We start from the raw sequence: 24,350 nt of genomic DNA, 5'->3' as shown, positions 1-24,350 counted from the left end.
TTCATTAAAATGTTAAAAATTAATAATATAATTATATTTAATGATAAATAACTCTTTAATAATAGTTATTTATCTTATATAATAATAAAGGAAATTATTTAAAAATTGAGGAGAATATTATGGTTAAGTATTTATATGCATTTATTATTTCTCTACTAATAGTACTAATAATAACTCCTATGCTTATGAAATTTTCACATAAGATTGGTTTTACAGATAAACCGACATCAAGAAAGAAGCATAATAAACCTATGCCATTATGTGGTGGTATAGCAATGTATCTATCTTTTATTATCTTATATTTAGTTATTTTTGGGTTAAAAGAGCCGCAAAATATTGCAGTTGTAATTACTACAACTATGGTAATGTTTATTGGAGTAATTGACGATTATTATAAAACTAAAGGAAAAGAGTTCAAGATTTATCCAAGAGTTATTATCCAGATTTTGGCGGCGATAATTTTGTATAAATCAGGAATGATTTTTTCTGGAATAACAAATCCTTTTAATGGTGCATACGTAGTATTACCAAAAGCATTACAGTTTATTTTGAGTATTACTTGGATGTTTGGTGTTACTACCGTAATTAATTGGTCTGATGGTATGGACGGACTTGCAGGAGGTATAACTGCTATATCTAGTAGTACATTGTTTGTAGTGGCTTTAGCTAAGGGGCAGACAGATTCTGCTATGATGTCTATAATTTTAGTTGGAAGTACAATAGGATTTTTACGATATAATAGGCATCCGGCAAAAGTGTTTATGGGAGATTCAGGAGCTAATTTTTTAGGCTTTATTTTAGCTATAATAGCTTTAGATGGAGCGTTTAAACAAGCTACAGTAGTATCGATTTTAATACCATTTCTAGCATTGGGAGTTCCTATATTTGATAATATATTTGTAATAATAAAAAGATACGTAGAAGGAAAGCCGATATATAAGGCTGATAGAAGTCAAATACATTACAGACTTCAGGAGAGAGGATTAAATACTAGGCAAGTAGTGACATATATTTGTTTATTGAGTGTTTGCTTAAGTTTAATTTCATTAGTGATATTATATTTAAATCACTAAAAAATATTTTAAATTTTCTTTACAGAATGACATTTACGCTATATAATAATAGCAACAAAATAAATTTTATCAAGAGTGGTGGAGGGACTGGCCCTATGAAACCCAGCAACCTAATTAAATTTTACATTGAATTTGAATAAGGTGCTAACTCCTGCAGCAATAGCTGAAAGATAAAGATGTCACTGAAAGTTTTGAACCTAAGGGATATCCTTAGGTTTTTTTTATTCTTTAGAATACTATAATAAAATCAAATTTGTGTACAACTTATATAAAAGGTTATTTGATTAGGTTGCGTATGGAAAAAGAATAAAAAAGAAATTATATTCGCCTGCCAAGTTTTTCTCACGTTCGTTCGAAAAGGCAGATGCGTAAAAAAAATCTTCGGCTCCATAGTCGCCTGTGATTTTTTTATTTGGGTTATTAGATTAATTACTTGGGGGGAAGATATGTTAATTAGAGATATTTTCAAACAAAAAAAAATTACCTTGTCTTTCGAGGTATTTCCACCAAAACCGACTTCTGACATAAGTACAGTATATAGCACAATTGAGGAACTTAGTTCACTTAGACCTGATTTTATAAGTGTGACTTATGGGGCAGGTGGATCATTTACAGATAGTAAAACATTAGAATTATCTTCAATTATCAAACAAAAACATGATATTGAGGCTATTGCTCACTTAACATGTATAAGTTCATCTGAAGAGGAGATAAGCAGGGTTATTAAGAGTTTAAAAGAAAGAAATATAGAAAATGTTTTGGCTCTTAGAGGGGATATACCTATAGATAGAAGTGCTAATGGCAGCTTTAACTATGCCACAGATCTTATAAAGTATATAAAGAGTCAGAGCAATCTAGGAATATCAGCAGCTTGCTATCCTGAAGGACATGTGGAAGGCAAAAACTTAGAAAAGTCTGTTAGGATAATGAAGTTAAAAGAAGAATTAGGGACAGATCATTTTATATCTCAATTGTTCTTTTCAAATAATGCTTACTATGATTTTATGAATAGAGTCTATCAGCAGAATATAAAGGTTCCAATAGAAGCTGGTATAATGCCTGTAACCAATAGAAAACAGATTGAAAGAATGGTGGCTCTTTCTGGAGCAAGTTTGCCTCATAAATTCTTAAAAATTATTGATAAGTATGAGCATTATCCAGATGCTCTTCAAGAAGCAGGTATAGCTTATGCGATAGATCAGATAATTGATTTGGTATCCTCAGGGGCTAGAGGTATACATCTATATACTATGAATAAACCTTACGTGGCAAAAAAAATAACAGAAACTGTAAGACCAATTTTAGATGCTATTAATAGCAAAGAAGAAAAAGAAATTGTATAAATTGTTTTAAAAATTAGGAGGAATTAAATTATGGAAAAAGTAGAAAGTTTTCAATTAGATCATAGAAAGGTTAAAGCACCTTATGTAAGAAAATGCTGTGTATTACAAGGACCTAAAGGAGATTCAGTTACAAAGTTTGACTTAAGATTTTGCCAACCTAATAAAGAGAGCATTCCAACAGCAGCAATTCATGCACTAGAGCATTTACTTGCAAATTATTTAAGAGAAGATGTAGAGGGCATAATTGATTTGTCACCAATGGGATGTAGAACAGGTTTTTATATTAGCCTTTTTGGGGATAGAGAGCCTAGCGAACTTAAAGCAGCATTAGAGAAAGCCTTAGGTAAAGTTCTTGAAGCAAAGGAAGTTCCAGCAGCTAATGATTTACAATGTGGTAACTATAGAGATTTATCTTTGTTTGGTGCTAAAGAATATGCTAAGGAAGTACTTGATAAAGGATTTAACTTAAATATATATGGGGAATAGGTAAGCTAATGGATGGAAGAGACTTTGAAGTAAATAAAGAGGAAGTCTTAAGATATTTAGGCTATAGAGGACAGGAAATTGACTGTTCTCTTCATAGTTTAATAGATGAATTAAGAAAAGAGATAAGGGAATTAAGTAAAATCAGGTTTATTTATAAAGAATATAATATTAAGCAAAGTGATGGAGTTATTGAATTAGAAAATAGCTCTATTTCTTTAGCTGGACATAGTATAACAGCACATTTGCAAAATAGCAAGACGGCTATAGTAATGGCAGCTACTTTAGGAAATAACGTGGATTTAAGAATAAGATATTATGAAAAAATAGATATGCAAAAAGCACTGATTTTAGATGCATGTGCAACTACTCTTATTGAAGAAGTTTGTGATGCTGTGGAGAAAACAATTAGAGATAAGGTGGCAAGTAGAGGAAATCTAAATTATAGGTATAGTCCTGGATATGGTGATTTGACTTTAGATTGTCAGAGAGGTATTGTAACAAGCTTAGAAACTCCAAAGTATTTGGGACTAAACCTTAATAGTCATAATATACTTATCCCAAGAAAATCTGTTACTGCAATATTGGGGTGGGTTTCAGATGAAAAGCCTGTAGAGACAAAAAGAGGCTGCGAGTATTGTAGATTAAAAGATAGTTGTAATTTTAGGAAAGGTGGTAAAAGTTGTGGCAATAAGTAAAAAAGATTTTAAGGATAGAATTTTTTTATTTGATGGAGCAATGGGGACTATGCTTCAAAAGGCTGGACTTAAGGGTGGGCATATTCCAGAGGAACTAAACATTGATAATAAAGAAACAGTGATTGATATACATAAAAAATATATTCAATCAGGCTGCGATATAATTACTACCAACACATTTGGTGCTAATAAATTGAAAATTGAAAAATCAAAATATTCTTTAGAGGAGATTGTTAAGGCGGCTATTGAAAATGCAAAAGAAGCTAGAAATGAAAATCAATCAGCAAATATTGCTTTAGATATAGGTCCAATTGGAGAACTTTTAGAACCAATGGGAACATTAAGCTTTGACGAAGCTTATGAAATATTTAAAGAAGTAGTATTACTTGGAGAAAAGTATGGTGTTGATTTATATATAATTGAGACTATGACAGATTTAAATGAAGCAAGAGCAGCAGTATTAGCCGTTAAAGAAAACTCTGAAAAACCTGTAATATGTACCATGACCTTTGAAAAGAGTGGAAGAACATTTACTGGGGTATCACCAGAAGCAATGTGTTTAACTTTAAATGGACTTAATGTAGATGCATTAGGTGTTAATTGTTCTTTAGGACCAAAAGAATTAGAGCCAGTAGTAGATATTATTTTAAAAAGTTCTACCAGTCCTGTAATTGTACAACCAAATGCAGGATTACCAATTAGTGTTAATGGAGAAACGATTTTTAATGTAAAAAAAGAAGAGTTTGGTCAAAGTATGCTAAGTTTTGTTAAGAAGGGTGTCAGCATTGTTGGTGGTTGTTGCGGAACTACTGAGGAGTATATTGCATATTTAAAAGATCTTATTAAGAATGAAGCTGTGAGTCAAAGAGAGATTACATATAGTCCTAAGATTTGCAGTGCTTCTAAGGTTGTAAATATTGATGGGGTAAAAGTCATAGGCGAAAGAATCAATCCTACTGGCAAAAAGCTTTTTAAGGAAGCTCTTAGGAATAATGATATTGATTATATTATTAAAGAGGCAATTTCTCAAATTGAACTTGAGGCAGATATACTAGATGTAAATGTAGGACTTCCTGAAATAGATGAAGTAACATATATGGTTAAAGTAGTAAAAGAAATTCAAAGTGTTACTGACACCCCACTTCAAATTGATTCTAATGACCCTAAAGTTATTGAAGCAGCTTTAAGAGTATACAATGGAAAGGCAATTGTTAACTCTGTAAATGGAGAAGAAAAGAGTTTATCTACAATTTTGCCAATAGTAAAGAAGTATGGGGCAGCAGTGGTTGGACTTACATTAGATGAAAATGGAATACCTAATACAGCTGAAGAAAGGGTAGCTATTGCGAAGCGAATAGTCAAGAGAGCAGAGGTATTGGGCATTAATAGAAATGATGTATTTATAGATACATTAACATTAACAGTATCGGCACAACAAGAACAAGCTTTAGAAACAATCAAAGCCGTAAGATATATAAGAGATGAACTGGGATTAAAGACTGTATTGGGAGTTTCTAATATATCATTTGGATTACCAAACAGGGAGCTTTTAAATAGAACATTTTTAACAATGTGCTTAAATAATGGATTGACCTTGCCAATAATAAATCCTAAAAGTCAAGAAATTATGGACACAATAAAAGCTTTTAAAGTATTAAGTATGGAAGATTTAGAAGAAAAAAATTATATTAAGCATTTTTCAACAAATAAAGAGGAACCTAAAATTGCCAAGAGTGGGGAAGCTTTATCTTTGAAGGATATAATAATTAAGGGAATGAAAGAAGATGCAAAAAAAGCTACAAAACTTTTACTAGAGACTAAGAAGGAACTTGATATAGTTAATGAAGACCTTATACCAGCCCTTGATATAGTTGGCGCAAATTATGAGAAAGGATATATCTTCTTGCCACAGTTAATAGGTTCAGCAGAAACAGTTAAGAATTCTTTTCAAGTTTTAAAAGAAAGTCTTAATAGTACTGGTGGCCAAAGTATTTCAAAAGGGAAAATAGTTTTAGCTACAGTTAAAGGGGATATACATGATATTGGAAAGAACATTGTAAAGGTAATCTTGGAAAACTACGGATATGAAATTATAGATCTTGGTAGAGATGTACCTATTGAAAATGTAGTAGAAGCAGCCAGAGTACACAAGGTTAAACTTGTAGGATTGAGTGCATTAATGACTACTACAGTTAAGAGCATGGAGGAAACAATAAAATCTTTGAGGGATAATAATATAGATTGCAAAGTTTTTGTAGGTGGTGCTGTACTTAATGAAGATTACGCTAAAATGATAAAGGCAGATTATTATGCCAAAGATGCTAAAGAAGCTGTTGAAATCGCTAAAATAGTATATACTGAGTAGAATTAATTATAAATATATGTGTATGTTAAGAAAATTTTAAGGTTTTATAGTGATTTTTATTAAGCTTTAGATTTTATAATCTTCTTATAGTGAGATAGGAGGAAGTTATTATGAAAACTAAAAAGAAAACAATTTTGGCATCTTTAATCCCTGGGTTTGGTCATTTTTATATTGGGTTAAGAGCTAGGGGAGGAATATTTCTTCTGGCGCAAATCATATTCTATATTTTAATAAGGAGCGTGCATTATAACAGTGAAAATAGTGTATCAATACTATCGTTTCAAAGTTTTAGTGTATCAAGTATAATTCAACCCTTTTGCTGGATACTTTATGTGTGTTCAATAATGGATGCCATAGTGTGCTTTGAAAATATTTTTACAGGAAAAATAGATATAAATGATGAAGAAGCTGAAGAAAAGAGAGATAGAAAGCTTATAGGAATGATTTTGAATATAATACCAGGAGTTGGACATCTTTTTTTAGGAAAGGTAAACAAAGGAAAGAGTTTATTATTATTGTTTTTTTTAATTTATGTAATAGCCAATGTTGTTAATTTGCAAATACTTACAATAGCGCTAATGCTATTGATAGTTTTAAGTGTATTGGACTTATATAGAGCTGAAGAAAGTGAGGTAAACAACAATCTATTTGAGATAAAAGATTTTTATGAAAAATGTAAAAAAGTATGTGTTGTTGCCGGAGTTTTATTAATTTTATATGCCATAGTATATGCAGCATCTGAAGTTTTGGCTTATTTCGGGAATGTTGAAATGGTTAATTATATAAAGTACTTTTTTAATATTGCTATAAATGCTCTAATTGCAATATTTATAGGATTCATTTTAATAAAAAATGGTATTAGATATTCTGAGGCAAAAGAAAAAGAATTGGACCAACAAATATCAGAAGAAAAAGAAAAAGAAAAAATTGATGAAGATTTTTAATGAAATTAATTAATTAATATGCCATAATATAATATATGTTATGAGATGAAAGGAGATATATTATATTATGGCAGTAAGAAAGATTATACAATTAGGTGATGAACGATTAAGAAAAGTTTGTGAGCCAGTTGAACAAATAGATGAAGAAATAAAATCTTTAATTCAAGATTTAAAAGATACGTTATATACAGTTGATGGAGTTGGCCTAGCTTCACCACAAATAGGTATCAATAAAAGGATTGTTTTTATTGATTTAAGAGATGAATCTGGTCCAATTGTACTTATTAATCCCGTAATAACTAAAGCACAAGGGAAAGAACAGGATTATGAAGGATGTCTTAGCTATGTAAATTATGAAGGTTTAGTAGAAAGACCTAAAAAAGTAGTGGTTGAAGCATTAGATGAAAATGGAGTTTTAAAAACATATAAGGCTGAAGGTATGCTTGCTAGATGTTTTTGTCATGAAATAGATCATCTTGAAGGAATAATGTATGTAGATAGAGCTATTGAGATGTATGAATTAGTTGAAGAATAAATCTACGTTAAATGTTATTCTTTAAAGTTTATAAGGTTGTTGACAAAATGGAATTTGAGTATTAAAATGATATCAATATTTAAATTCTGTGAGTAGCAGAGTAGTCTTTATAGGAGTATTTAAAGAGAGTGAGGAATGGTGGAAACCTCATAAGAAACTTTTAGATGAAAGACGGCTATGAGAAGTTTATCTGAAATTTTAAAGTAGGATAAAACGCTAACCTACGTTACAGGTAAGAGATGACTTTATATTTTTAAAGTTGAACAGGATGGCACCGTGAATATATACCTTTCACTCCTATATTGGAGTGAAAGGTTTTTTTATTTATAATGCTATATATTTGTTCAGTGAGAAATTATAAATTAATTAGGATGGTACCGTGAGATTTCCTCACTCCTATATGGAGTGGGGATTTTTTTATTTTAAATCTGCTGCAGAGGATTTGAAAAATAAAATTGCATGGAGGCGTTATTATGGAAAGAATATTGACAAATAAGTTAGAAAATAAGATGAATGAAGATGTTTTGATAAAGGGATGGATTCATAGAATAAAGGTAATGAAAAATATTAGTTTTTTAATTCTTAGAGATAGAGAAGGGCTTGTTCAATGTGTGGTAGATAAGGATGTTGAGTGGATAAAGCATGTTAGGTTAGAGAGTATAGTTTCTGTTATGGGTGTGGTTAAAGAAGGAAAGAACAAATATAAGAACTTAGAAGTAGAAGTTAAAGAAATCGAACTTGTAAATGAAGCTGTAGAGGAATTGCCAATAGAGATAAACAAGGATAAACTTGATATCTCGCTTGACACTATGTTGAATAATAGAATGCTTAGTTTAAGGCATGAGAGCAAAAAAGAAATAATAAGGATTGGTAATCTAATATTGAAGTCATTTAGAGATTTCTTAATAGAACAAGGGTTTACAGAAATAATAACTCCCAAAATAGTTTGTGAAGGTGCAGAAGGTGGGACAGAAGTATTTAAAGTAGATTACTTTGGGAAAAAAGCTTATCTTGCTCAAAGTCCTCAATTTTATAAACAGATGATGGTTATATCTGGTTTTGAGAGAGTATTTGAAATAGGAACGTTTTTCAGGGCGGAAGAGCATGATACAAAAAGGCATTTAAATCAATTTGTAAGTTTGGACCTTGAAATGGCATTTATTGAAGATGAAAATGACCTAATGAATTTAGAAGAGAAAATGCTTAATTATATCTTTGATGTTTTAGGAAAAGAAGCTGTTAAGGGCTTTGAAGCTTTGGGTTTAGAAACTCCTAAAATAGAGACTAGGTTTCCAAGATTGGATATGGAAGAAGTAAAGGATATACTAAAGAGAAAATACAATAAAGAGCTATTAGAAAAGGATTTAGATACTGAAGCAGAGAAATTACTTGGAAGATATATAAAGGAAAAATATAAGTCTGATTTTGTATTTGTAACAAACTATGGCAAGAAAAAAAGACCTATGTATACAATGCCAAAAGGAGAAAGTGGTACACATTCTTTTGATTTAATTTATAAAGGCACTGAAATAACTTCTGGAGCACAAAGAATTCATGACTACAATATGTTACTACAAAGTTTTAAAGAAAAAAATTTAGATGCTTCAAGTTTTGAAAGTTATATAAATTCCTTCAAGTATGGAGTTCCACCACATGGAGGATTAGCCATAGGCTTTGAGAGACTAGTAGCACAAATTTTAGATTTAGACAATGTCAGAGAAGTTACCTTGTTTACTAGAGATAAGAACAGAATGATACCATAAATTAAAGAAATACCTAAGGGTTCTTTTATGACCCTTAGGTATTTTAATGTAAGCAAAGCTATTTTTTATAGGGAATTCTTGTTGGAAAAGTATTTAAGAGTTCATCCTGATTCTTTAAGTCAGTTAATATTAATCTTTTTGAAATAGGATCTAAAGTGTTTTCATCAAGAAATTTATTGCCCATTTGTATTCCAGTTTGAACAGAATTATAAGCATTAGTCATTAGGTTATCATCACCTTTTATAGTAAAGGAATCCTTTATATTTGTAAAAACTTCAGTAGCTTTGCCTATAAATCCAGTATCATCTTTATTTTCACCATTCAAATCTGTAATTCTATCTATTACTAGAATTGCAGATTCTTTATAGTACATATAGATATTCATTAGTATTTTTTTTGTTTCATCTTCTTCGGCAAGTGATAAGTAATGATTAAATGTGTCTATTGCCATATACACTCCTTGAAGATATTTATTTAACGCGTCAACAATATTTTTATTTTTTTCTGCCATAGTAAAATCTCCTTTAAATAAATAGTGTAATCATAGTATTTACTAAGGAGATAGAAAATATTATAGTATATTTTTGTCGATTAATCCATTTAAATAAATATTCATACTTTCTTCCCAAGAAGGAATTTCTAAATTAAAAGACTTTTCAATTAAATTATTAGCTAAGGAACAATTTTTAGGCCTTGGTGCCAAAGAATCCATTGTAGATTTAGGTAAAGAAATGATCTTTTTATCATATCCTAAAAGGTCAAAGATATATTTAACTAAATCACATTTTGAAGTTTCACCTTTATTCACACAGTTGTAAACTCCGTACGAAGTAGAGTCAATTATGGACAGAATGGCTCTAGATAAATCTTGTACATAAGTTGGATTTACTACCATATCAGCAACCATGAAAATAGGGGTATTCCTTTTAGATAAAATGCTTTTTACGAAACATTTTTCTCCTCCGAAACACCAAGAGGTTCTTAGAATAAAATATTTTTTGCAAAGAGTCCTTATTAAGTTTTCACCAGCTAATTTAGATTTTCCAAAAATGTTTATTGGATTACAATTTTCATGCTCAGAATGAACATTAGTATTGTCAGAGCCATAAACTTGAGCGCTAGAAATATATACTAATGGTATGTCTAGTTTTGAACATGCTAAAGCAATGTTCATAGTGCCTAAGGTATTAACGGAATAAGATATTTGTTCATTAGCTTGACAATAATCAATGTTTGATATTCCAGCTGCATCAATAACAATGCTTGGAGCTTTACTTGAAATTATAGAAAAAACACTGGACTTAGATGTAATATCTAAATCATCTTTGCTTACAGAGATAATATCATGATAAGGTTCTAAATCTTTTGAGAGAAAACCTCCGATATTACCCTTTCCACCTAAAATTAAAATTTTCAAAATACTCACCTCATTAACTTTTGTTAAGGCATATAAACTTACTTATTTTTGAAGATGCCTAAATTGTTATATAATATTTATATTATTAATGTAGTGAAAATATTGACAATAAATCTAAGCTACTTTAAAATAAATTAGTTGTCAAAAGAAATTACAGTAGGGGGAGGTGCTCTTATGGAAAAACAGGAAGAATTACTTTATGAGAAGCAACATCTTTTAGATGTAAGAGAGTGGCTTAATTCATATGTGAAAAAGCAGATAAAGGAAGAAGAAAAATTAGAAACTAAAATTTTCAATATGAAGAAAGCTTCAAAAGGAAGCTATAACTATGAACTTGAAACAACAGAAAAGTTATATGCTGTGGTAAAGAAAAATGTTTCAAATTATAATGAGGCTAAAGAACAGCCCTATTTTGCCAGAATAGACTTTAGAGAATACAGAAAAGAAAAGGAAAGTCTCTATATAGGCAAGTATTCTTTAGGTGATTGGGATACTGGTGATGAAAAGGTTATAGACTGGCGTTCACCAATTGCAGATTTATACTATAGTGGAACGGAAGGTAAAGTTTATTACAAAGCTCCAGGAGGAGTTATTGATGGTGAACTTTCATTAAAAAGAAAATTTTTATTTAATGATGGTGCCTTAGAAGATATTTTTGATGAAAGCATAAATGATATAATCTTAAATAATGTTGGAGAAGAAGGTACAGAGCTTATTGATGAATTTTTGAAAATTAATCTAGAAAAAAGTAGTGGTAATAAGTTAAAAGATATTGTGGCTACAATACAAAAAGAACAGAATGAGATTATAAGATGGGATAAGAATCTTCCTATTATAGTTCAAGGAGCAGCTGGTTCAGGTAAAACTACTGTAGCATTGCATAGATTGGCTTATTTATTATATAGATATAAAGATAGTATAGTTGGAGAAAACATCTTGGTATTGGCTCCTAACAGTATATTTCTAGATTATATATCAGATGTATTGCCTAACTTGGGTGTAGATAAAGTTAATCAAAGAACTGTAGAAGAGTTTTTACTTAAAGTTGTAGGTTCTAGGATGAATGTAATTACGAAAGATCAAAAGTTAACTGCAATTCAAGAAGAATCTGAACAAAATAGAAAATTTATTTTTAATGAGAGTAAGTTGAAAGGTTCACTTTTATATAAAGAGATACTAGATAGATATATTAAAACTTTAGAGGTAAATGAAGCTCAAATTGATGACATAAAGATAGATCAATGGACTTTATTTCAAAGTAGTGAGATAAAGCGATTATTTTTAAAGGATTTAAATAACTTACCAATAAATAAACGTAAGGAAGAAATAAAGAAATATTTCTCTAAAAAATTAGGAGAAAATATCAAGAAGGTAATTGAGAAGATTGAACTTTACTACGAATACAAAATAAATAAGTTGAAAAAAGAGATAGATGATACTATTGAACGTAGGAAAGAATTAATAAAGATATATGATGAAAGAGATGAACTAAAGAAAAATACATTAAAAGAAGGCAAGGTAGCTTTTGAAGATTATTTTAAGCAATGGATAAATAAAGATATGAGAGATCAATATAAAGATTTTCTTTGTATTGATGACAACTTTGAAGAAATTACAGGCAATAAAATTCCATTAACATTGTGGGAGTATATAAAAGAAAAAACCTTAAGTAATTTCAGTGAAGGATATATAGATGCAGATGATTGTGCTGCTATGGCTTATTTAAAATTAAGAATAGATGGAATGCCTAAGATGACAGAGATAAAGCATGTTGTTATAGATGAAGCTCAAGATTATTCACCTTTTCAGTTATATGTAATATCAGAAATAGTTACAGGCAAGTCTATGACTATTGTAGGAGACTTAGGCCAAGGAATTTATTACTATAGAGGAATAAATGATTGGAATAACGTTATTAATGAAGTATTTAAAGAAAAATGTAGCTATAAAACACTTACACAAAGTTATAGAAGTACTATAGAAATAATAGAATTTGCAAATACAGTCTTAAGCAAACAAAAATTAAATTTGACTCCAACTAAACCAGTAATAAGACATGGGGCAAAACCAGAATTAATTAAATTAGATTCAGAACAAGACTTTATTAGTCAAGTAAACTCTATTGCAGAAAAAATAAAATCTGAAAATAAAAAGAGTGTAGCTATAGTTTGTAGGAATTTTGCACAATGCAAAGAAGCAGATAAAATTCTAAAAACTAAAGCCAACCAAATTAAATGGAAGATGGTAAAGGAAAATGATAAATCAATAAAGGATGACTTCATTATAATTCCTGCTCATCTAACAAAGGGATTAGAGTTTGACTGTGTTATAATTTATGATGCTAATAGTGAAAGTTATACTGCAAATGAGTTTGATTCTAAGTTATTATATGTTGTGTTAACTAGAGCATTACATTATGAATATATATTTTATAAAGGAGAAGTAACTCCATTATTAAAATAAGCATAAATATTTTAGGAAAATATTTGTGAAAAGGTTATAATACACATATATACTTATATATATTATATTAAACTAGAGATAGGGAATGGTGAAACAGATGGAAGAAAAAGAAATAATGTATTTTAAAGATGAAGAAGGTAATAAGGTTGCCTTTGAAGCAATCGCTAGAATATATCTAGAAGAACAAGAGTATTTAATATTATCTCCTCAAGGTGAGGATGTGAACGATGATGATGCTTTTGTTTTTAGAGTAGATGAAATAGATGGGAAACAAGAGCTAAATTTAGTTGAAGATGATGAAGAGTTTGAAAGAGTGAGAAAAGAATATAAGAAATTACTTTATAATTAAGGAGTGGAGAAAATGTATAAAAATGAAGTGATTGAATTTCTACTTGATAATTCTCTTTCTGAAGTAGAAGTAGTGAAAGACAAGAAAAATGTATTAGTATTAACTTTTTTCTATGATTTTGATAAAGATGAAATAGAAGCAGCAGAAAGTTATGCTAATGATGAAGGAGATTATGAGGAAAAAAGCACTGAATGGTATGGAGAGTTATTTTTGCCATACTTAAAGGACATAGCTGTAGACAATGTTAGTGATATTTTAGAAGAGCTTTCAGAGGAATTTTCATGCAGTTATGATATGAAATATGATGAGATGGATGCTAGCACTTATACGTATATGAAATATTATGTTGCTATAGCTTCACAAGATAGCGATGAAGATTTAGACGTGGAAGAATTCATTTAGATTATGTGTATTGGTACCAGTAAATAACATTGATTTTATTTTGTTGTATGATATAATCTAATTAAATCCTGAGATGTGCGCGAAGCTTATAGTATTCAACCTACATTATGTATACGGGATTTTCAACATTATTATGGATGACGGACTTCATTAATTCACATTGTGGCGGAAGATGTCAGAAGTAATATGAGAGAAACCCACCTGTGAGTAGCAGGTATGAATTTATAGGTGTGACGGCATGTTGGGATGTTTGATGTAACAATAAATGCTCCTTTTATAAAGGAGCATTTTTTTTATATAGTAAAGTAAATAGTGATTAAGCTGCTAATTTGGAATTGTAATGGGATATTTTAGCTATTCTTTGTCTATTTATATATTTTTTATAATGTATTGTTTGATATAATGATATTGGCTTGTCTAATTGCTGACTAAGGTATATTGTTAAATTATTTGTAGGGGCAAAAAATCTTAATGACAAATGTAAGAGTTTTTTAATTAAGTTGATTTTAAAAATAAGATATTTTTCATACATAACTTTACCTCCGATATTTATAAAATTATTATAGAATTATTATATCAAAAATATGCCAAATTTGAATTTTTTTCGTTCACCAACTTATGACAAAATAACTCAATGTTGTAAACAAAAATGAAAAAAGCGATAGAAATGGTTAATTTACATAAAATTCCAAAAACCTGTAAATGTAGAAAACAGTAATTTTGTAAATATTGGAAGTGTCGAAAGGTATTGAAAATTAATTGATATTTATATTCCAATACATTGATTATTATTGCATATAAAGGTAAAATGATATTGTTAATCTTAAAAAATAAGGAGAATGAAATATGAACATAGATGATATGGTTAAACGAATAAATGAACTTTATAAAAAATCTAAAGAAGAAGGCTTATCCGAAGAAGAAAAGATTGAGCAAGAAAGTCTTAGAAGACAGTATATAGACAATGTTAAGAATAACTTTAGATCACAATTACAAACTATAAAACCAAATAAACCAAAGAATTAGGGGAGAGATTATGATGGAGGTAAATGTTGAAAGATTAATAAGTGATTTTGAAATGGAAGTACTTGTTCCAGGAGAAAAAAACGTAACTATAGATGTAAATGATGTTACTAGACCTGGATTACAATTAGCAGGTTTTTATAATTATTTTGCTCCAGATAGAATACAAGTTATAGGTAAAGCTGAATGGAGTTTTTTAGATGATATGTCTGTGGATTTAAGAAAGAAGAGATTAAAGAAGTTTTTCAGCTTTAATATAAAGAGTTTAATAATTACTAGAGATTTAGAACCACATGAAGAATTAGTAACTTTGGCTAGACATAATAAAGTTTGGCTTATAAGAACAACTATGACAACTACAAAGTTTATAAGTAAACTTACTATTTATTTGGCAGACAAGTTAGCACCAGAAACAAGACTACATGGAGTGCTAGTTGATGTATACGGTATTGGAATACTTATAACAGGTGAAAGCGGAATAGGTAAAAGTGAAACTGCTTTGGAGCTTATAAAGAGGGGACATAGGTTAGTTTCTGATGATGCAGTAGATATTAAAGAGATAGATGGTGAACTTACAGGAACTTCTCCTCATATTACATTTGGAATGCTTGAAGTAAGAGGTATGGGAATCATAGATGTTTCGGCTTTATATGGATTAAGTTCAGTGCTATCACAAAAGGAAATAAAGCTAGTTATGAATTTGGAACATTGGAAAGATGATGGAGACTATGATAGACTTGGAATAAATGCAGAATATATGAATATTTTAGGCGTACCAGTAAGAAAGCTATCAGTACCAATAAGACCTGGAAGAAATGTTGCAGTCATAATTGAAGCTGGTGCAGCCAATTATAGATATAACTTAATGTCAGATGTTAGTCCTGTGGATATAATAGAAAGCAGAATGGAAAAAGAAAGCATGAATAAATAAAAAATATTTAAAGAATGTTGGCATTATTTGATAAAAGTAAGTATATGGTGTACAATTGATTATAAACTACTAAAAAATATAAAAATTAGGGGGCATATCGATGGCAGTAAAAGATTTAGAAAAGCAAAAGAAAAATGCATGGACAAAATATGATGATAAGGATTTAGAAAAAGTTTTTTCTTTATCAGATAGATATAAGAACTTTATGTCAAAATGCAAAACAGAAAGAGAATGTGTACTTGAACTTGTTAAGCAAGCAGAGGTAAAAGGATTTAGAAACCTTGAAACTATAATTAGTAAAGGCGAAACTTTAAAGAAGGGTGACAAGGTATATGCCAACAATAAAGATAAGAATTTAGCTTTATTTGTTATAGGAAATGAACCAATAGAAAATGGTTTAACAATACTAGGTGCTCATATAGATTCTCCTAGAATAGATTTAAAGCAAAATCCACTTTATGAAAGTAAAGAATTAGCATTGTTTAAGACTCACTATTATGGTGGTATAAAAAAATATCAATGGGTAACTTTACCTTTAGCAATTCATGGAGTAGTTATTAAGAAGACTGGAGAAAAAGTTGATATAGTAATAGGAGAAGATGATGAAGATCCAGTAGTTGGTATTTCAGATTTATTAGTGCATTTAGCAGCTGACCAAATGGGCAAGAAGGCTTCAGTGGTAATTGAAGGCGAATCATTAAATGTATTAATAGGCAGTATTCCATTAAAGGATGATGAAGAGGATGTTAAAGAAAAAGTAAAGGGTAACATCTTAAAGCTATTAAACGAGAAATATGGAATAGTTGAAGAAGATTTTATATCAGCAGAACTTGAGGTAGTACCAGCAGGAAAAGCTAGAGATTATGGTCTAGATAGAAGTATGGTAATGGCTTATGGTCATGATGATAGAATTTGTGCATATACTTCATTCGAAGCTATTTTGGAAATGAATAATCCAAACAGAACTTCTTGCTGTATATTAGTTGACAAAGAAGAGATTGGAAGCATGGGCGCAACAGGAATGCAGTCTAAATTCTTTGAAAACACAGTAGCAGAACTAATGGATAGAGTTGGAGAATATTCAGAATTGAAAATTAGAAGAGCGTTAACAAACTCAAAGATGTTATCATCAGATGTTAGTGCAGCTTTTGATCCAAATTATCCATCTGTAATGGAAGAAATGAATGCACCTTTCTTTGGTAATGGAGTTGTATTTAATAAATATACTGGTTCAAGAGGAAAGTCAGGTTCAAGTGATGCAAATCCAGAATTTATAGCTGAAATTAGAGCTGTAATGGATAAAAATAATATTTCTTGGCAAACAGCAGAGCTTGGAAAGGTTGACCAAGGAGGCGGTGGAACTATCGCTTATATATTAGCTAACTACAACATGAATGTAATTGATTGTGGAGTAGCATTAATGAACATGCATGCACCTTGGGAACTTGCAAGTAAGGCAGATATATATGAAACTTTCAAGGCATATGTAGCATTTTTAAGTGAAATATAATTTAATATGTTGATATAAAAAAGTGAACCTTAAGGTTCACTTTTTTTATTCTTTAGGATACTAGAATAAAATTAATTTGTGGATAAACTATAAAAAGGTTATTTGATTAGGTTGAGATTAGTAATTTGGATTAAAGTTATTAAACATACCATTATAAGTTTTTAAGAAGTTGTGTATATCTTCTAGAGGCATGGTTATATCTCCAATATCGCCATGTTTTGAATCATTTGGATCAATACCATGAAAATCTGATCCACAGGTAGCAACTAAATTATTAGTTCTACAAAGTCCAATTAATTTTAACGTATCATTTTTGAAATTTTGAGCATAATAAGCTTCCATACCGTCAAAACCTAAATTTAAAAATTTATCAATGGAAGATTTTTTTATTAAAACAGGATGAGCTAAAGATACAAAACAGTTAAATTTTTTTAATAGTTTTATACCATCTTGAGTTTCTATTTTTTTATTAGGAACATAAGCTTTAGAATCATTTCCGATAAATTTATCAAAGATTTCTTCCCAAGTATAGTTATAACCTGCTTCAAGTATAGCTTTAGCAATATGAGGTCGAGCAACTACGCCATTGCTTTCAGATATAATCTTGTTTATATCAATTTCTATATTGTAAAAGTCTTTTAAGTTTTTAACTATTTTGTTAGCTCTGCTTTCTCTTTTTTTCTTTAAATCTTCTAGGAACTCTAATAGTTCAGGATTTTTATAATTTTCATCTCTAAAGTATCCAAGAACATGAATGCTCTCATTATTAAAATCAGTTGATAACTCTATGCCAGGAATTAGTGTTAATCGTACTTCTTCAGCGGCAGTTAAAGCTTGTGGTATTCCTAGAGTAGTATCATGGTCAGTTAATGCTAAAATATCTACATTGTTGCTTTTGGCCCTTCTAATTACTTCAGTTGGAGATAATATACCATCTGAAGCTGTGGAATGGCAATGTAAATCTATTATAATTTTATTCATATTCAATCTCATCTCCTTTTTAAATAGTATATAATAACTAAACAAAAATTAAAAATAAAATTAGAGATAAGATTCAAATTCTAAATTATTTTAAAGATATTCTCTAAATATATATTTACAAAAACCATAAAGATTATAATTTCTAGGGATACCATCAGAATCAATATAATCCTCAACAAATTCACCATCCCAAGGATGAACAGCACAATATTTATCATTGTATATATTAATAACATATTTCTGGCTGTTTGCTTCAATAAACATTTTGTACTGAATTTTTTCATTAGAAATGTCATTTCCAGTATTAGTGATTATGTTCTTTTTTTTATCCATATGTTTAAAGAAATCAATTAATACTTTTTTTTCTTCATTAGAGATTTCTTTCTGTTTATACATATTTAAGTCTAGTATTTTTAAGTTATAAGAATTTGAATTAATAAGATTAGAGAGCTCATCACAGTAGTATGAATTTGAAGGCTTTTTTTCGAAAGATATAAATTTTGTGTTTGAACAGCCTTCAAGGGTTACAATTGAGAAAATTACAATCAAGCAGTAGAACAGTTTCTTCATTTAATCAGTCCTTTCGGAGAATTTCTATATATAATATGCAAAAAATTTTAAAAAAGAACTTACATAATATTTTTGAATAGGATATATTATAAAACCATGAATAGAGGTATAAAATGAAATATGGAATAGATATAAAGGATGAATATTTTGGAAATATAATTAAAGAAGGTTTGAAGAAAAAAGGACACAATATAATAAATTGTACAGATAATGGTGTTCCGATACTTGGAGAAGCAATAATGAAAAAGGCGATTTTAGCAAATCAAACAAAGATAGATGTATATGTACAAATAGATTTGAGCACTGAAAAAACACATGAATTAAAAATAGTAACAGGGTTTAAAAAGGTAGGCATGGAGTTGGTTGAAAGCATTGGTGAAAAATTAAAAGAGGCAGGATTTCAAGATATAGTAATAGAAAATGGAGATAAGCTATATTTGATAAAGCATATAGATTCTCCAGTAATTATTTTAGAAGTTAGAATTGGGGATAAGAGTGCAAGAAATGAAATAGCTGAAAAATTGGTTAATGCACTTTCATGTATTAATGATTGATCGAATATCAATATAAAATGTATAAATCAAAGTCTTCCATAATAAACATTATATAAATAATGTTTTTAGGGGGAGACTATGTACATAGTGGCTACATTAGGTCCTAGGACTGTTGGAGAGAAGCAAATAGTAGATATGATAAATGAAGGTGTTAATGCATTTAGAATTAATTTATCACATATGGATAAAGAAACTATAATAAAAGTTGTTAAATTTATTAAGCTACAATGTCCAAATATAAAGATAATAGGGGATCTGACAGGAAAAAAGATAAGAGTATCTGACATGTTAGAAGAAAGTTTTAAAATATATAAAAAGGAACGTCTAGTTTTTTGTGCTGAGGAGGATTATTGTAATTTAAATCATATATTTTTAGAAAGAAACATTAAGGTAGTTCCATTAAACATAAGTAGTGATTTAGTAAATCATATAACTACAAAAAGCATTTTTGTTAAAGATGGCAGGTATGAGATTAAAATCTTAGAGAAAAAAGGAAGTATATTAAATTGTGAAGCTGTTAATAGTTTATATATTACAAAAGGAAAAAGCTGCACTATAGCAGGAATTGATAGAGATAAAATGAGTATTCCTAAAAGAGATATGGATGATATACAGTTCTTAATTGATAACAAAATAGATATAGTTTTACTTTCGTTTATATCTTCACAGTTAGATGTTCAGGAATATAAGAAAATAATATACAAAAAAACAAAAGCAGCAAAAAGAGATATAGAAATATGGGCTAAAATTGAAACTAAAGAAGGCGTAAATAATATAAAAAAAATAAGTGATGAAATTGATACAATAGTCTTTGGAAGAGGGGACATGGTTGCAGAAGGTGGGCTTATTAATTTGCCAATATATCAATGGGGTGTATGCAGGGACTTATACAATTCAGGAAAGAAGCTTATAGTGGCTACAGATTTAATGGAATCAGTAGCTATAAAAGGCAAACCATCAATTGCAGAAATGAATGATATTTTCATAATGGTAAAAAATGGAGTTGGCGGATTTTTGCTTGCATCAGAAACAACCGTTCAGAATAATAGCATAGAATCTGTGAGAAATATAGTACGTGCTAGTAAGTATTATTATTCAATAATTAAAAAGAAGGTATAAATTTTTATTAGTTAAAGATACTAAAAAGTAGAGTTACCTAACTGCTTTCTAGTATTTTTTTATTTTACTATGCTAAGTATTAAATGAAAGATGTGATGGATAAAAATGATTTTATCATGCAAGAAATCATAAAAAATCATTAAAGTTGAAAAGATTTGAATGAAAATGATTTTTTATAAAAGATTTTGAACAAAAATGGTTGACAAACGTTTACATGCGGTGTATTATTTAATCAAGGAAGTGATAAAAATGCTAACAGAGGAAAGATACCAGATCATCCTAGAGAAATTAAAGTTGGATGGTATAGTATCAGTAAATGAGTTAATAACCAGTTTACAAACTTCAGAATCAACCATTAGAAGAGATCTAAATTCATTGCACAAGCAAGGTAAATTAAAAAAGGTACATGGAGGCGCGGTACTCCTTGAAGACAATTACTCAAAAAATGATTTCAAAGTTTCAATTAGAAAAGGTATAAATATTAAAAACAAGACAGTTATAGCAAAATATGCTGCCAGTCTAATTAAGGATAACGATGTGATATTTTTGGATGCTGGAACAACAACCGAAATTATTATAGATTATATAACAGCAAAAAATATTACAGTAGTAACTAATGGAATTGGGCATGCTAAAAGTCTATTAGAAAAAAATATTAAGGTTCATATTTTAGGTGGTGAAATCAAAGCTGTAACAGAAGCAGTTGTAGGTATTACTGCAGTACAAAATTTACAATCATATAACTTTTCTAAAGGATTTTTTGGAGCCAATGGTGTAAGTGTAAATAGTGGGTATACTACTCCAGACATTAATGAAGCAATGGTAAAAAAAGAAGCAATTAGAAGATGTGCAAAAACTTATATATTGGTAGATAGTTCTAAGTTTGAGGAAACAAGTTTTATTACTTTCTGTAAGTTACAAGATGCAATAATGATAACCGATGAATTAAATGACGTAAATTATGATGCGGAAGTTATTCAAACTAACAAATTCATTTAAATAATGAGAAGGGGGAAAAAAGATGCGTATAGTGGATTTATTAAAATCTAATTCAATTGACTTAAATTTTAATCCATCATCAAAGAGAGATGCCATAGATAAATTAGTAGACTTAATGCACAAAACTGGAAATATTAAGGATAAACAAACCTATAAAAAAGCTATTTTGGACAGAGAAGCATTAAGTACAACAGGGATAGGGGAAGGTATTGCTATACCACATGGTAAGAGTAATGCAGTAACTAAGGCTACTTTGGTAGCAGCAGTAAGCAAACAAGGAGTAGATTATGAAGCATTAGATGATATGCCTTCACATTTATTCTTTATGATAGCAGTACCAGAAGGAAAGAATGATACTCATCTACAGTTGTTAGCAAGATTGTCTACTATTTTGATGGATGAACAATTTAAAAATTCATTAATTAATTCAAAATCTCAAAAAGAATTTTTAGATTTAATTGATACTAAAGAAAAAGAGAAATTCGCAGAAGAATTAAAAGGGGACGGGGAAACTATGAATGATAAGCAAAAATATAAAGTTTTAGCAGTTACAGCTTGCCCAACAGGAATTGCTCATACATACATGGCAGCTGAAAAATTATCAACAACAGCGGCAAACAAAGGGATATCAATAAAAGTTGAAACAAATGGTTCAGAAGGAGCAAAAAATGTTTTAACAGCAGAAGAGATAAAAAATGCAGATTGTATTATTGTAGCAGCAGATAAAAAGGTTGAAATGGCACGTTTTGAAGGAAAGAAAGTACTTCAAACTAAAGTTGCTAATGGTATAAATAAAGCAGATGAATTAATCAGTAAAGCAGTGTCAGGTGATGTTCCAGTATATCATCATGGAGGAAATGGAGAAGCAGAATCCTCTGATGAAGGTGGAGTTGCACACAGCTTATACAAACAAGTAATGAATGGTGTATCTCACATGTTGCCATTCGTTGTTGGTGGAGGTATATTAATAGCGTTAGCATTCTTATTTGATAATTATGCGATTAACCCTAAGAGTTTCGGTAGTAACACTCCTTTTGCAGCATTTTTAATGAATGCAGGTAAAAGTGCATTTGGATTCATGCTTCCAGTATTAGCAGGTTATATAGCAATGAGTATAGGAGATAGACCAGCATTAGCAGTAGGTTTTGTTGGTGGTTTAATAGCTAGAGATGGTGGTTCTTCTTTCCTAGGAGCTTTATTTGCAGGTTTTGTTGCAGGTTATATAGTTGTAGCATTAAAGAAGATTTGCAGCAAGTTACCAAGTTCTTTAGAAGGAATAAAACCAATGTTAATTTATCCAGTAGTAGGTATTTTAGCTATAGTAGCTGTAATGGTATATGCTATCAATCCACCAGTTATAGCAATAAATGCAGGAATAAATGGCTTCTTAACAAGTATGGGAGCAGGTAGCAAGATATTACTAGGAATAGTTTTAGCTGCTATGATGGCAGTTGATATGGGTGGTCCAATAAACAAAGCAGCATACGTTTTTGGTGTAGCTCAATTAGATGCAGGAAACTTTGGAGTAATGGCAGCAGTTATGATTGGTGGTATGGTTCCACCATTAGCAATCGCTTTAGCAACTACATTCTTTAGAAATAAATTCAATAAGAAAGAAAGAGATGCTGGTTTAACAAACTATGTAATGGGTCTATCATTTATAACTGAAGGGGCAATACCATTTGCAGCTCAAGATCCATTAAGAGTATTACCTTCAATCATTGCTGGTTCAGCAGTTGCAGGTGCTTTATCAATGGTATTTAACTGTACACTTAGAGCTCCTCACGGTGGTATCTTCGTTGTTCCTGTTATAGGAAATCCATTTGGATACTTAATAGCTTTAGCTGTAGGATCAGTAGTTGGAGCATTATTATTAGGAATATTAAAGAAACCAGTTAACGAATAAAAAATAACTTATATGAAAAATCCTTTGAGTAGATTAATCTGCTCGAAGGATTTTTTTGCGTGAAAATTTTAGGATAAAATTTCTTGATTAATTCCTAGCAAAGTAGTAAGATATAAATAAACCAGAGTAAACAACTCTGAATTATCGTGTTAAGGAGTAGGGTTATGAGTGAAAATTTATTGAATATAACAAATTTAAAAACAGAAGTAGAGGGCAAAGAAATATTAAAGGGATTGAATCTAAAGATAAATGAGGGAGAAATTCACGTAATAATGGGACCAAATGGAGCAGGAAAATCTACTCTTGCCAATACCTTAATGAATCATCCTAAATATAATGTTGTCAGTGGAAATATTATTTTTCAAGGAGAAGAAATAAATGATTTGAAGACAGATGAAAGAGCTAAAAGAGGATTATTTTTATCTTTCCAATATCCAGAAGAAATATCAGGCATTACTGTAGAGAATTTTTTAAAATCAGCCAAAAAGTCATCAGGAGGTAGTGTATTAAAGCATTTAAAATTTGATTTGGATTTGAAGAAGAATATGAAGGAATTAAAAATGGACACTAGTTATGCAAAAAGATATTTAAATGTAGGATTTTCAGGTGGAGAGAAAAAAAAGAATGAGATACTGCAAATGCTTACTTTAGAACCTAAGTTAGCTATTTTAGATGAGACAGACTCAGGTCTTGATGTTGATGCAGTAAGAACAGTATCAAGTGGAATTAAGATGTTTTCAAATGAAAATAATGCAGTATTAATAATAACTCATAATACAAAGATACTTGAAAATTTAAAACCAGATTATGTTCATATTCTAGTGGATGGGAAAATAGTTAAAACAGGAAATGGCTCATTAGCAAGAGAAATTGAAGAAAAGGGTTATGAAGATTATAAAAAGACTTTGTAATGTAAGGCGGT

General features: G+C 29.7%; 23 protein-coding genes, 1 other RNA gene, 1 riboswitch and 1 other annotated feature. Of the genes, 20 read left to right on the top strand and 4 right to left on the bottom strand.

From position 1 onward, the window contains the following. Positions 1 to 119: 119 nt before the first annotated feature. The 8 genes from OCU47_RS10735 to aspS all read left to right on the top strand — a co-directional run bounded on the left by OCU47_RS10735 (position 120) and on the right by aspS (position 9,204). Complete coding sequence (locus OCU47_RS10735; protein WP_261828596.1) at positions 120 to 1,073, top strand: MraY family glycosyltransferase; 954 nt, start codon at positions 120 to 122, stop codon at positions 1,071 to 1,073. 63 nt (positions 1,074 to 1,136) lie between these two features. Then, positions 1,137 to 1,250, top strand: a riboswitch (SAM riboswitch). Positions 1,251 to 1,519: 269 nt separating this feature from the next. After that, complete coding sequence (gene metF / locus OCU47_RS10730) at positions 1,520 to 2,416, top strand: methylenetetrahydrofolate reductase [NAD(P)H] (protein WP_261828595.1); 897 nt, start codon at positions 1,520 to 1,522, stop codon at positions 2,414 to 2,416. Positions 2,417 to 2,446: 30 nt separating this feature from the next. Then, positions 2,447 to 2,902, top strand: coding sequence for an S-ribosylhomocysteine lyase (locus OCU47_RS10725; protein ID WP_261828594.1), 456 nt, complete (start codon positions 2,447 to 2,449; stop codon positions 2,900 to 2,902). Between the two features lie 8 nt (positions 2,903 to 2,910). Beyond that, the gene (locus OCU47_RS10720) at positions 2,911 to 3,597 is read left to right on the top strand and encodes a methionine synthase (protein WP_261828593.1); all 687 of its coding nucleotides are present in this window, start codon (positions 2,911 to 2,913) and stop codon (positions 3,595 to 3,597) included. Further along, on the top strand, positions 3,590 to 5,962 hold the full coding sequence (locus OCU47_RS10715; protein ID WP_261830618.1) for a homocysteine S-methyltransferase family protein: 2,373 nt from the start codon (positions 3,590 to 3,592) through the stop codon (positions 5,960 to 5,962). The genes OCU47_RS10720 and OCU47_RS10715 overlap by 8 nt, the downstream gene beginning before the upstream one ends. 110 nt (positions 5,963 to 6,072) lie before the next feature. After that, on the top strand, positions 6,073 to 6,906 hold the full coding sequence (locus OCU47_RS10710) for a hypothetical protein (RefSeq protein ID WP_261828592.1): 834 nt from the start codon (positions 6,073 to 6,075) through the stop codon (positions 6,904 to 6,906). A gap of 67 nt (positions 6,907 to 6,973) precedes the next feature. Beyond that, positions 6,974 to 7,441 carry a peptide deformylase gene (gene def, locus OCU47_RS10705; RefSeq protein ID WP_261828591.1) on the top strand — a complete coding sequence of 156 codons (468 nt, stop codon included), beginning with the start codon at positions 6,974 to 6,976 and terminating at the stop codon, positions 7,439 to 7,441. 79 nt (positions 7,442 to 7,520) lie between these two features. Continuing rightward, positions 7,521 to 7,743, top strand: a binding site (T-box leader). Positions 7,744 to 7,914: 171 nt separating this feature from the next. Then, positions 7,915 to 9,204 (top strand): aspartate--tRNA(Asn) ligase, encoded by a 1,290-nt coding sequence (aspS, locus tag OCU47_RS10700; RefSeq protein ID WP_261828590.1) that lies wholly within the window; start codon positions 7,915 to 7,917, stop codon positions 9,202 to 9,204. A 58-nt stretch (positions 9,205 to 9,262) separates the two neighbouring features. On the opposite strand, the gene OCU47_RS10695 is transcribed toward aspS, so the two are convergent. After that, on the bottom strand, positions 9,263 to 9,715 hold the full coding sequence (locus tag OCU47_RS10695) for a PA2169 family four-helix-bundle protein (RefSeq protein WP_261828589.1): 453 nt from the start codon (positions 9,713 to 9,715) through the stop codon (positions 9,263 to 9,265). A 60-nt stretch (positions 9,716 to 9,775) separates the two neighbouring features. Next, positions 9,776 to 10,621, bottom strand: coding sequence for an SDR family oxidoreductase (locus OCU47_RS10690; RefSeq protein WP_261828588.1), 846 nt, complete (start codon positions 10,619 to 10,621; stop codon positions 9,776 to 9,778). Positions 10,622 to 10,795: 174 nt separating this feature from the next. On the opposite strand from OCU47_RS10690, the gene helD reads away from it, so the two are divergent. The 7 genes from helD (at position 10,796) to OCU47_RS10655 (ending at position 17,299) form a co-directional block, all read left to right on the top strand. Then, entirely contained in the window at positions 10,796 to 13,084 is a 2,289-nt protein-coding gene (helD, locus tag OCU47_RS10685; RefSeq protein WP_261828587.1) for an RNA polymerase recycling motor HelD, read from the top strand. A gap of 97 nt (positions 13,085 to 13,181) precedes the next feature. Next, complete coding sequence (locus OCU47_RS10680; RefSeq protein ID WP_261828586.1) at positions 13,182 to 13,433, top strand: DUF1292 domain-containing protein; 252 nt, start codon at positions 13,182 to 13,184, stop codon at positions 13,431 to 13,433. Between the two features lie 12 nt (positions 13,434 to 13,445). Continuing rightward, complete coding sequence (locus OCU47_RS10675; RefSeq protein ID WP_261828585.1) at positions 13,446 to 13,835, top strand: hypothetical protein; 390 nt, start codon at positions 13,446 to 13,448, stop codon at positions 13,833 to 13,835. Between the two features lie 62 nt (positions 13,836 to 13,897). Continuing rightward, positions 13,898 to 14,087, top strand: a non-coding RNA gene (ssrS, locus tag OCU47_RS10670) — 6S RNA. A gap of 594 nt (positions 14,088 to 14,681) precedes the next feature. Then, positions 14,682 to 14,861 (top strand): DUF896 domain-containing protein, encoded by a 180-nt coding sequence (locus OCU47_RS10665; protein ID WP_261828584.1) that lies wholly within the window; start codon positions 14,682 to 14,684, stop codon positions 14,859 to 14,861. A 13-nt stretch (positions 14,862 to 14,874) separates the two neighbouring features. Next, positions 14,875 to 15,789, top strand: coding sequence for an HPr(Ser) kinase/phosphatase (gene hprK, locus OCU47_RS10660; RefSeq protein WP_261830617.1), 915 nt, complete (start codon positions 14,875 to 14,877; stop codon positions 15,787 to 15,789). A gap of 100 nt (positions 15,790 to 15,889) precedes the next feature. Continuing rightward, entirely contained in the window at positions 15,890 to 17,299 is a 1,410-nt protein-coding gene (locus OCU47_RS10655; protein WP_261828583.1) for an aminopeptidase, read from the top strand. 117 nt (positions 17,300 to 17,416) lie between these two features. Here OCU47_RS10655 and OCU47_RS10650 read toward each other — a convergent pair whose 3' ends face one another. Together OCU47_RS10650 and OCU47_RS10645 are read right to left on the bottom strand one after the other, a co-directional pair. Further along, on the bottom strand, positions 17,417 to 18,280 hold the full coding sequence (locus OCU47_RS10650; RefSeq protein WP_261828582.1) for a PHP domain-containing protein: 864 nt from the start codon (positions 18,278 to 18,280) through the stop codon (positions 17,417 to 17,419). Positions 18,281 to 18,370: 90 nt separating this feature from the next. Further along, positions 18,371 to 18,850 carry a DUF4883 family protein gene (locus tag OCU47_RS10645; RefSeq protein WP_261828581.1) on the bottom strand — a complete coding sequence of 160 codons (480 nt, stop codon included), beginning with the start codon at positions 18,848 to 18,850 and terminating at the stop codon, positions 18,371 to 18,373. 113 nt (positions 18,851 to 18,963) lie between these two features. Here OCU47_RS10645 and OCU47_RS10640 point away from each other — a divergent pair, with 113 nt between their 5' ends. The 5 genes from OCU47_RS10640 to sufC all read left to right on the top strand — a co-directional run bounded on the left by OCU47_RS10640 (position 18,964) and on the right by sufC (position 24,339). Next, positions 18,964 to 19,404 (top strand): hypothetical protein, encoded by a 441-nt coding sequence (locus OCU47_RS10640; RefSeq protein ID WP_261828580.1) that lies wholly within the window; start codon positions 18,964 to 18,966, stop codon positions 19,402 to 19,404. Between the two features lie 78 nt (positions 19,405 to 19,482). After that, positions 19,483 to 20,523, top strand: coding sequence for a pyruvate kinase (locus OCU47_RS10635; RefSeq protein ID WP_261828579.1), 1,041 nt, complete (start codon positions 19,483 to 19,485; stop codon positions 20,521 to 20,523). 249 nt (positions 20,524 to 20,772) lie between these two features. Continuing rightward, positions 20,773 to 21,522, top strand: coding sequence for a DeoR/GlpR family DNA-binding transcription regulator (locus OCU47_RS10630; RefSeq protein ID WP_261828578.1), 750 nt, complete (start codon positions 20,773 to 20,775; stop codon positions 21,520 to 21,522). 22 nt (positions 21,523 to 21,544) lie between these two features. Next, complete coding sequence (locus OCU47_RS10625) at positions 21,545 to 23,428, top strand: PTS fructose transporter subunit IIABC (protein WP_261828577.1); 1,884 nt, start codon at positions 21,545 to 21,547, stop codon at positions 23,426 to 23,428. A 164-nt stretch (positions 23,429 to 23,592) separates the two neighbouring features. Then, positions 23,593 to 24,339 carry a Fe-S cluster assembly ATPase SufC gene (gene sufC, locus OCU47_RS10620; RefSeq protein WP_261828576.1) on the top strand — a complete coding sequence of 249 codons (747 nt, stop codon included), beginning with the start codon at positions 23,593 to 23,595 and terminating at the stop codon, positions 24,337 to 24,339. Positions 24,340 to 24,350 lie beyond the last annotated feature (11 nt).

This window comes from Clostridium sp. TW13, assembly GCF_024345225.1.
Lineage (GTDB): Bacteria > Bacillota > Clostridia > Clostridiales > Clostridiaceae > Inconstantimicrobium > Inconstantimicrobium mannanitabidum.
The sequence above is the reverse complement of the archived record's forward strand: the minus strand, read 5'-3'. Positions and strand labels throughout refer to the sequence as shown.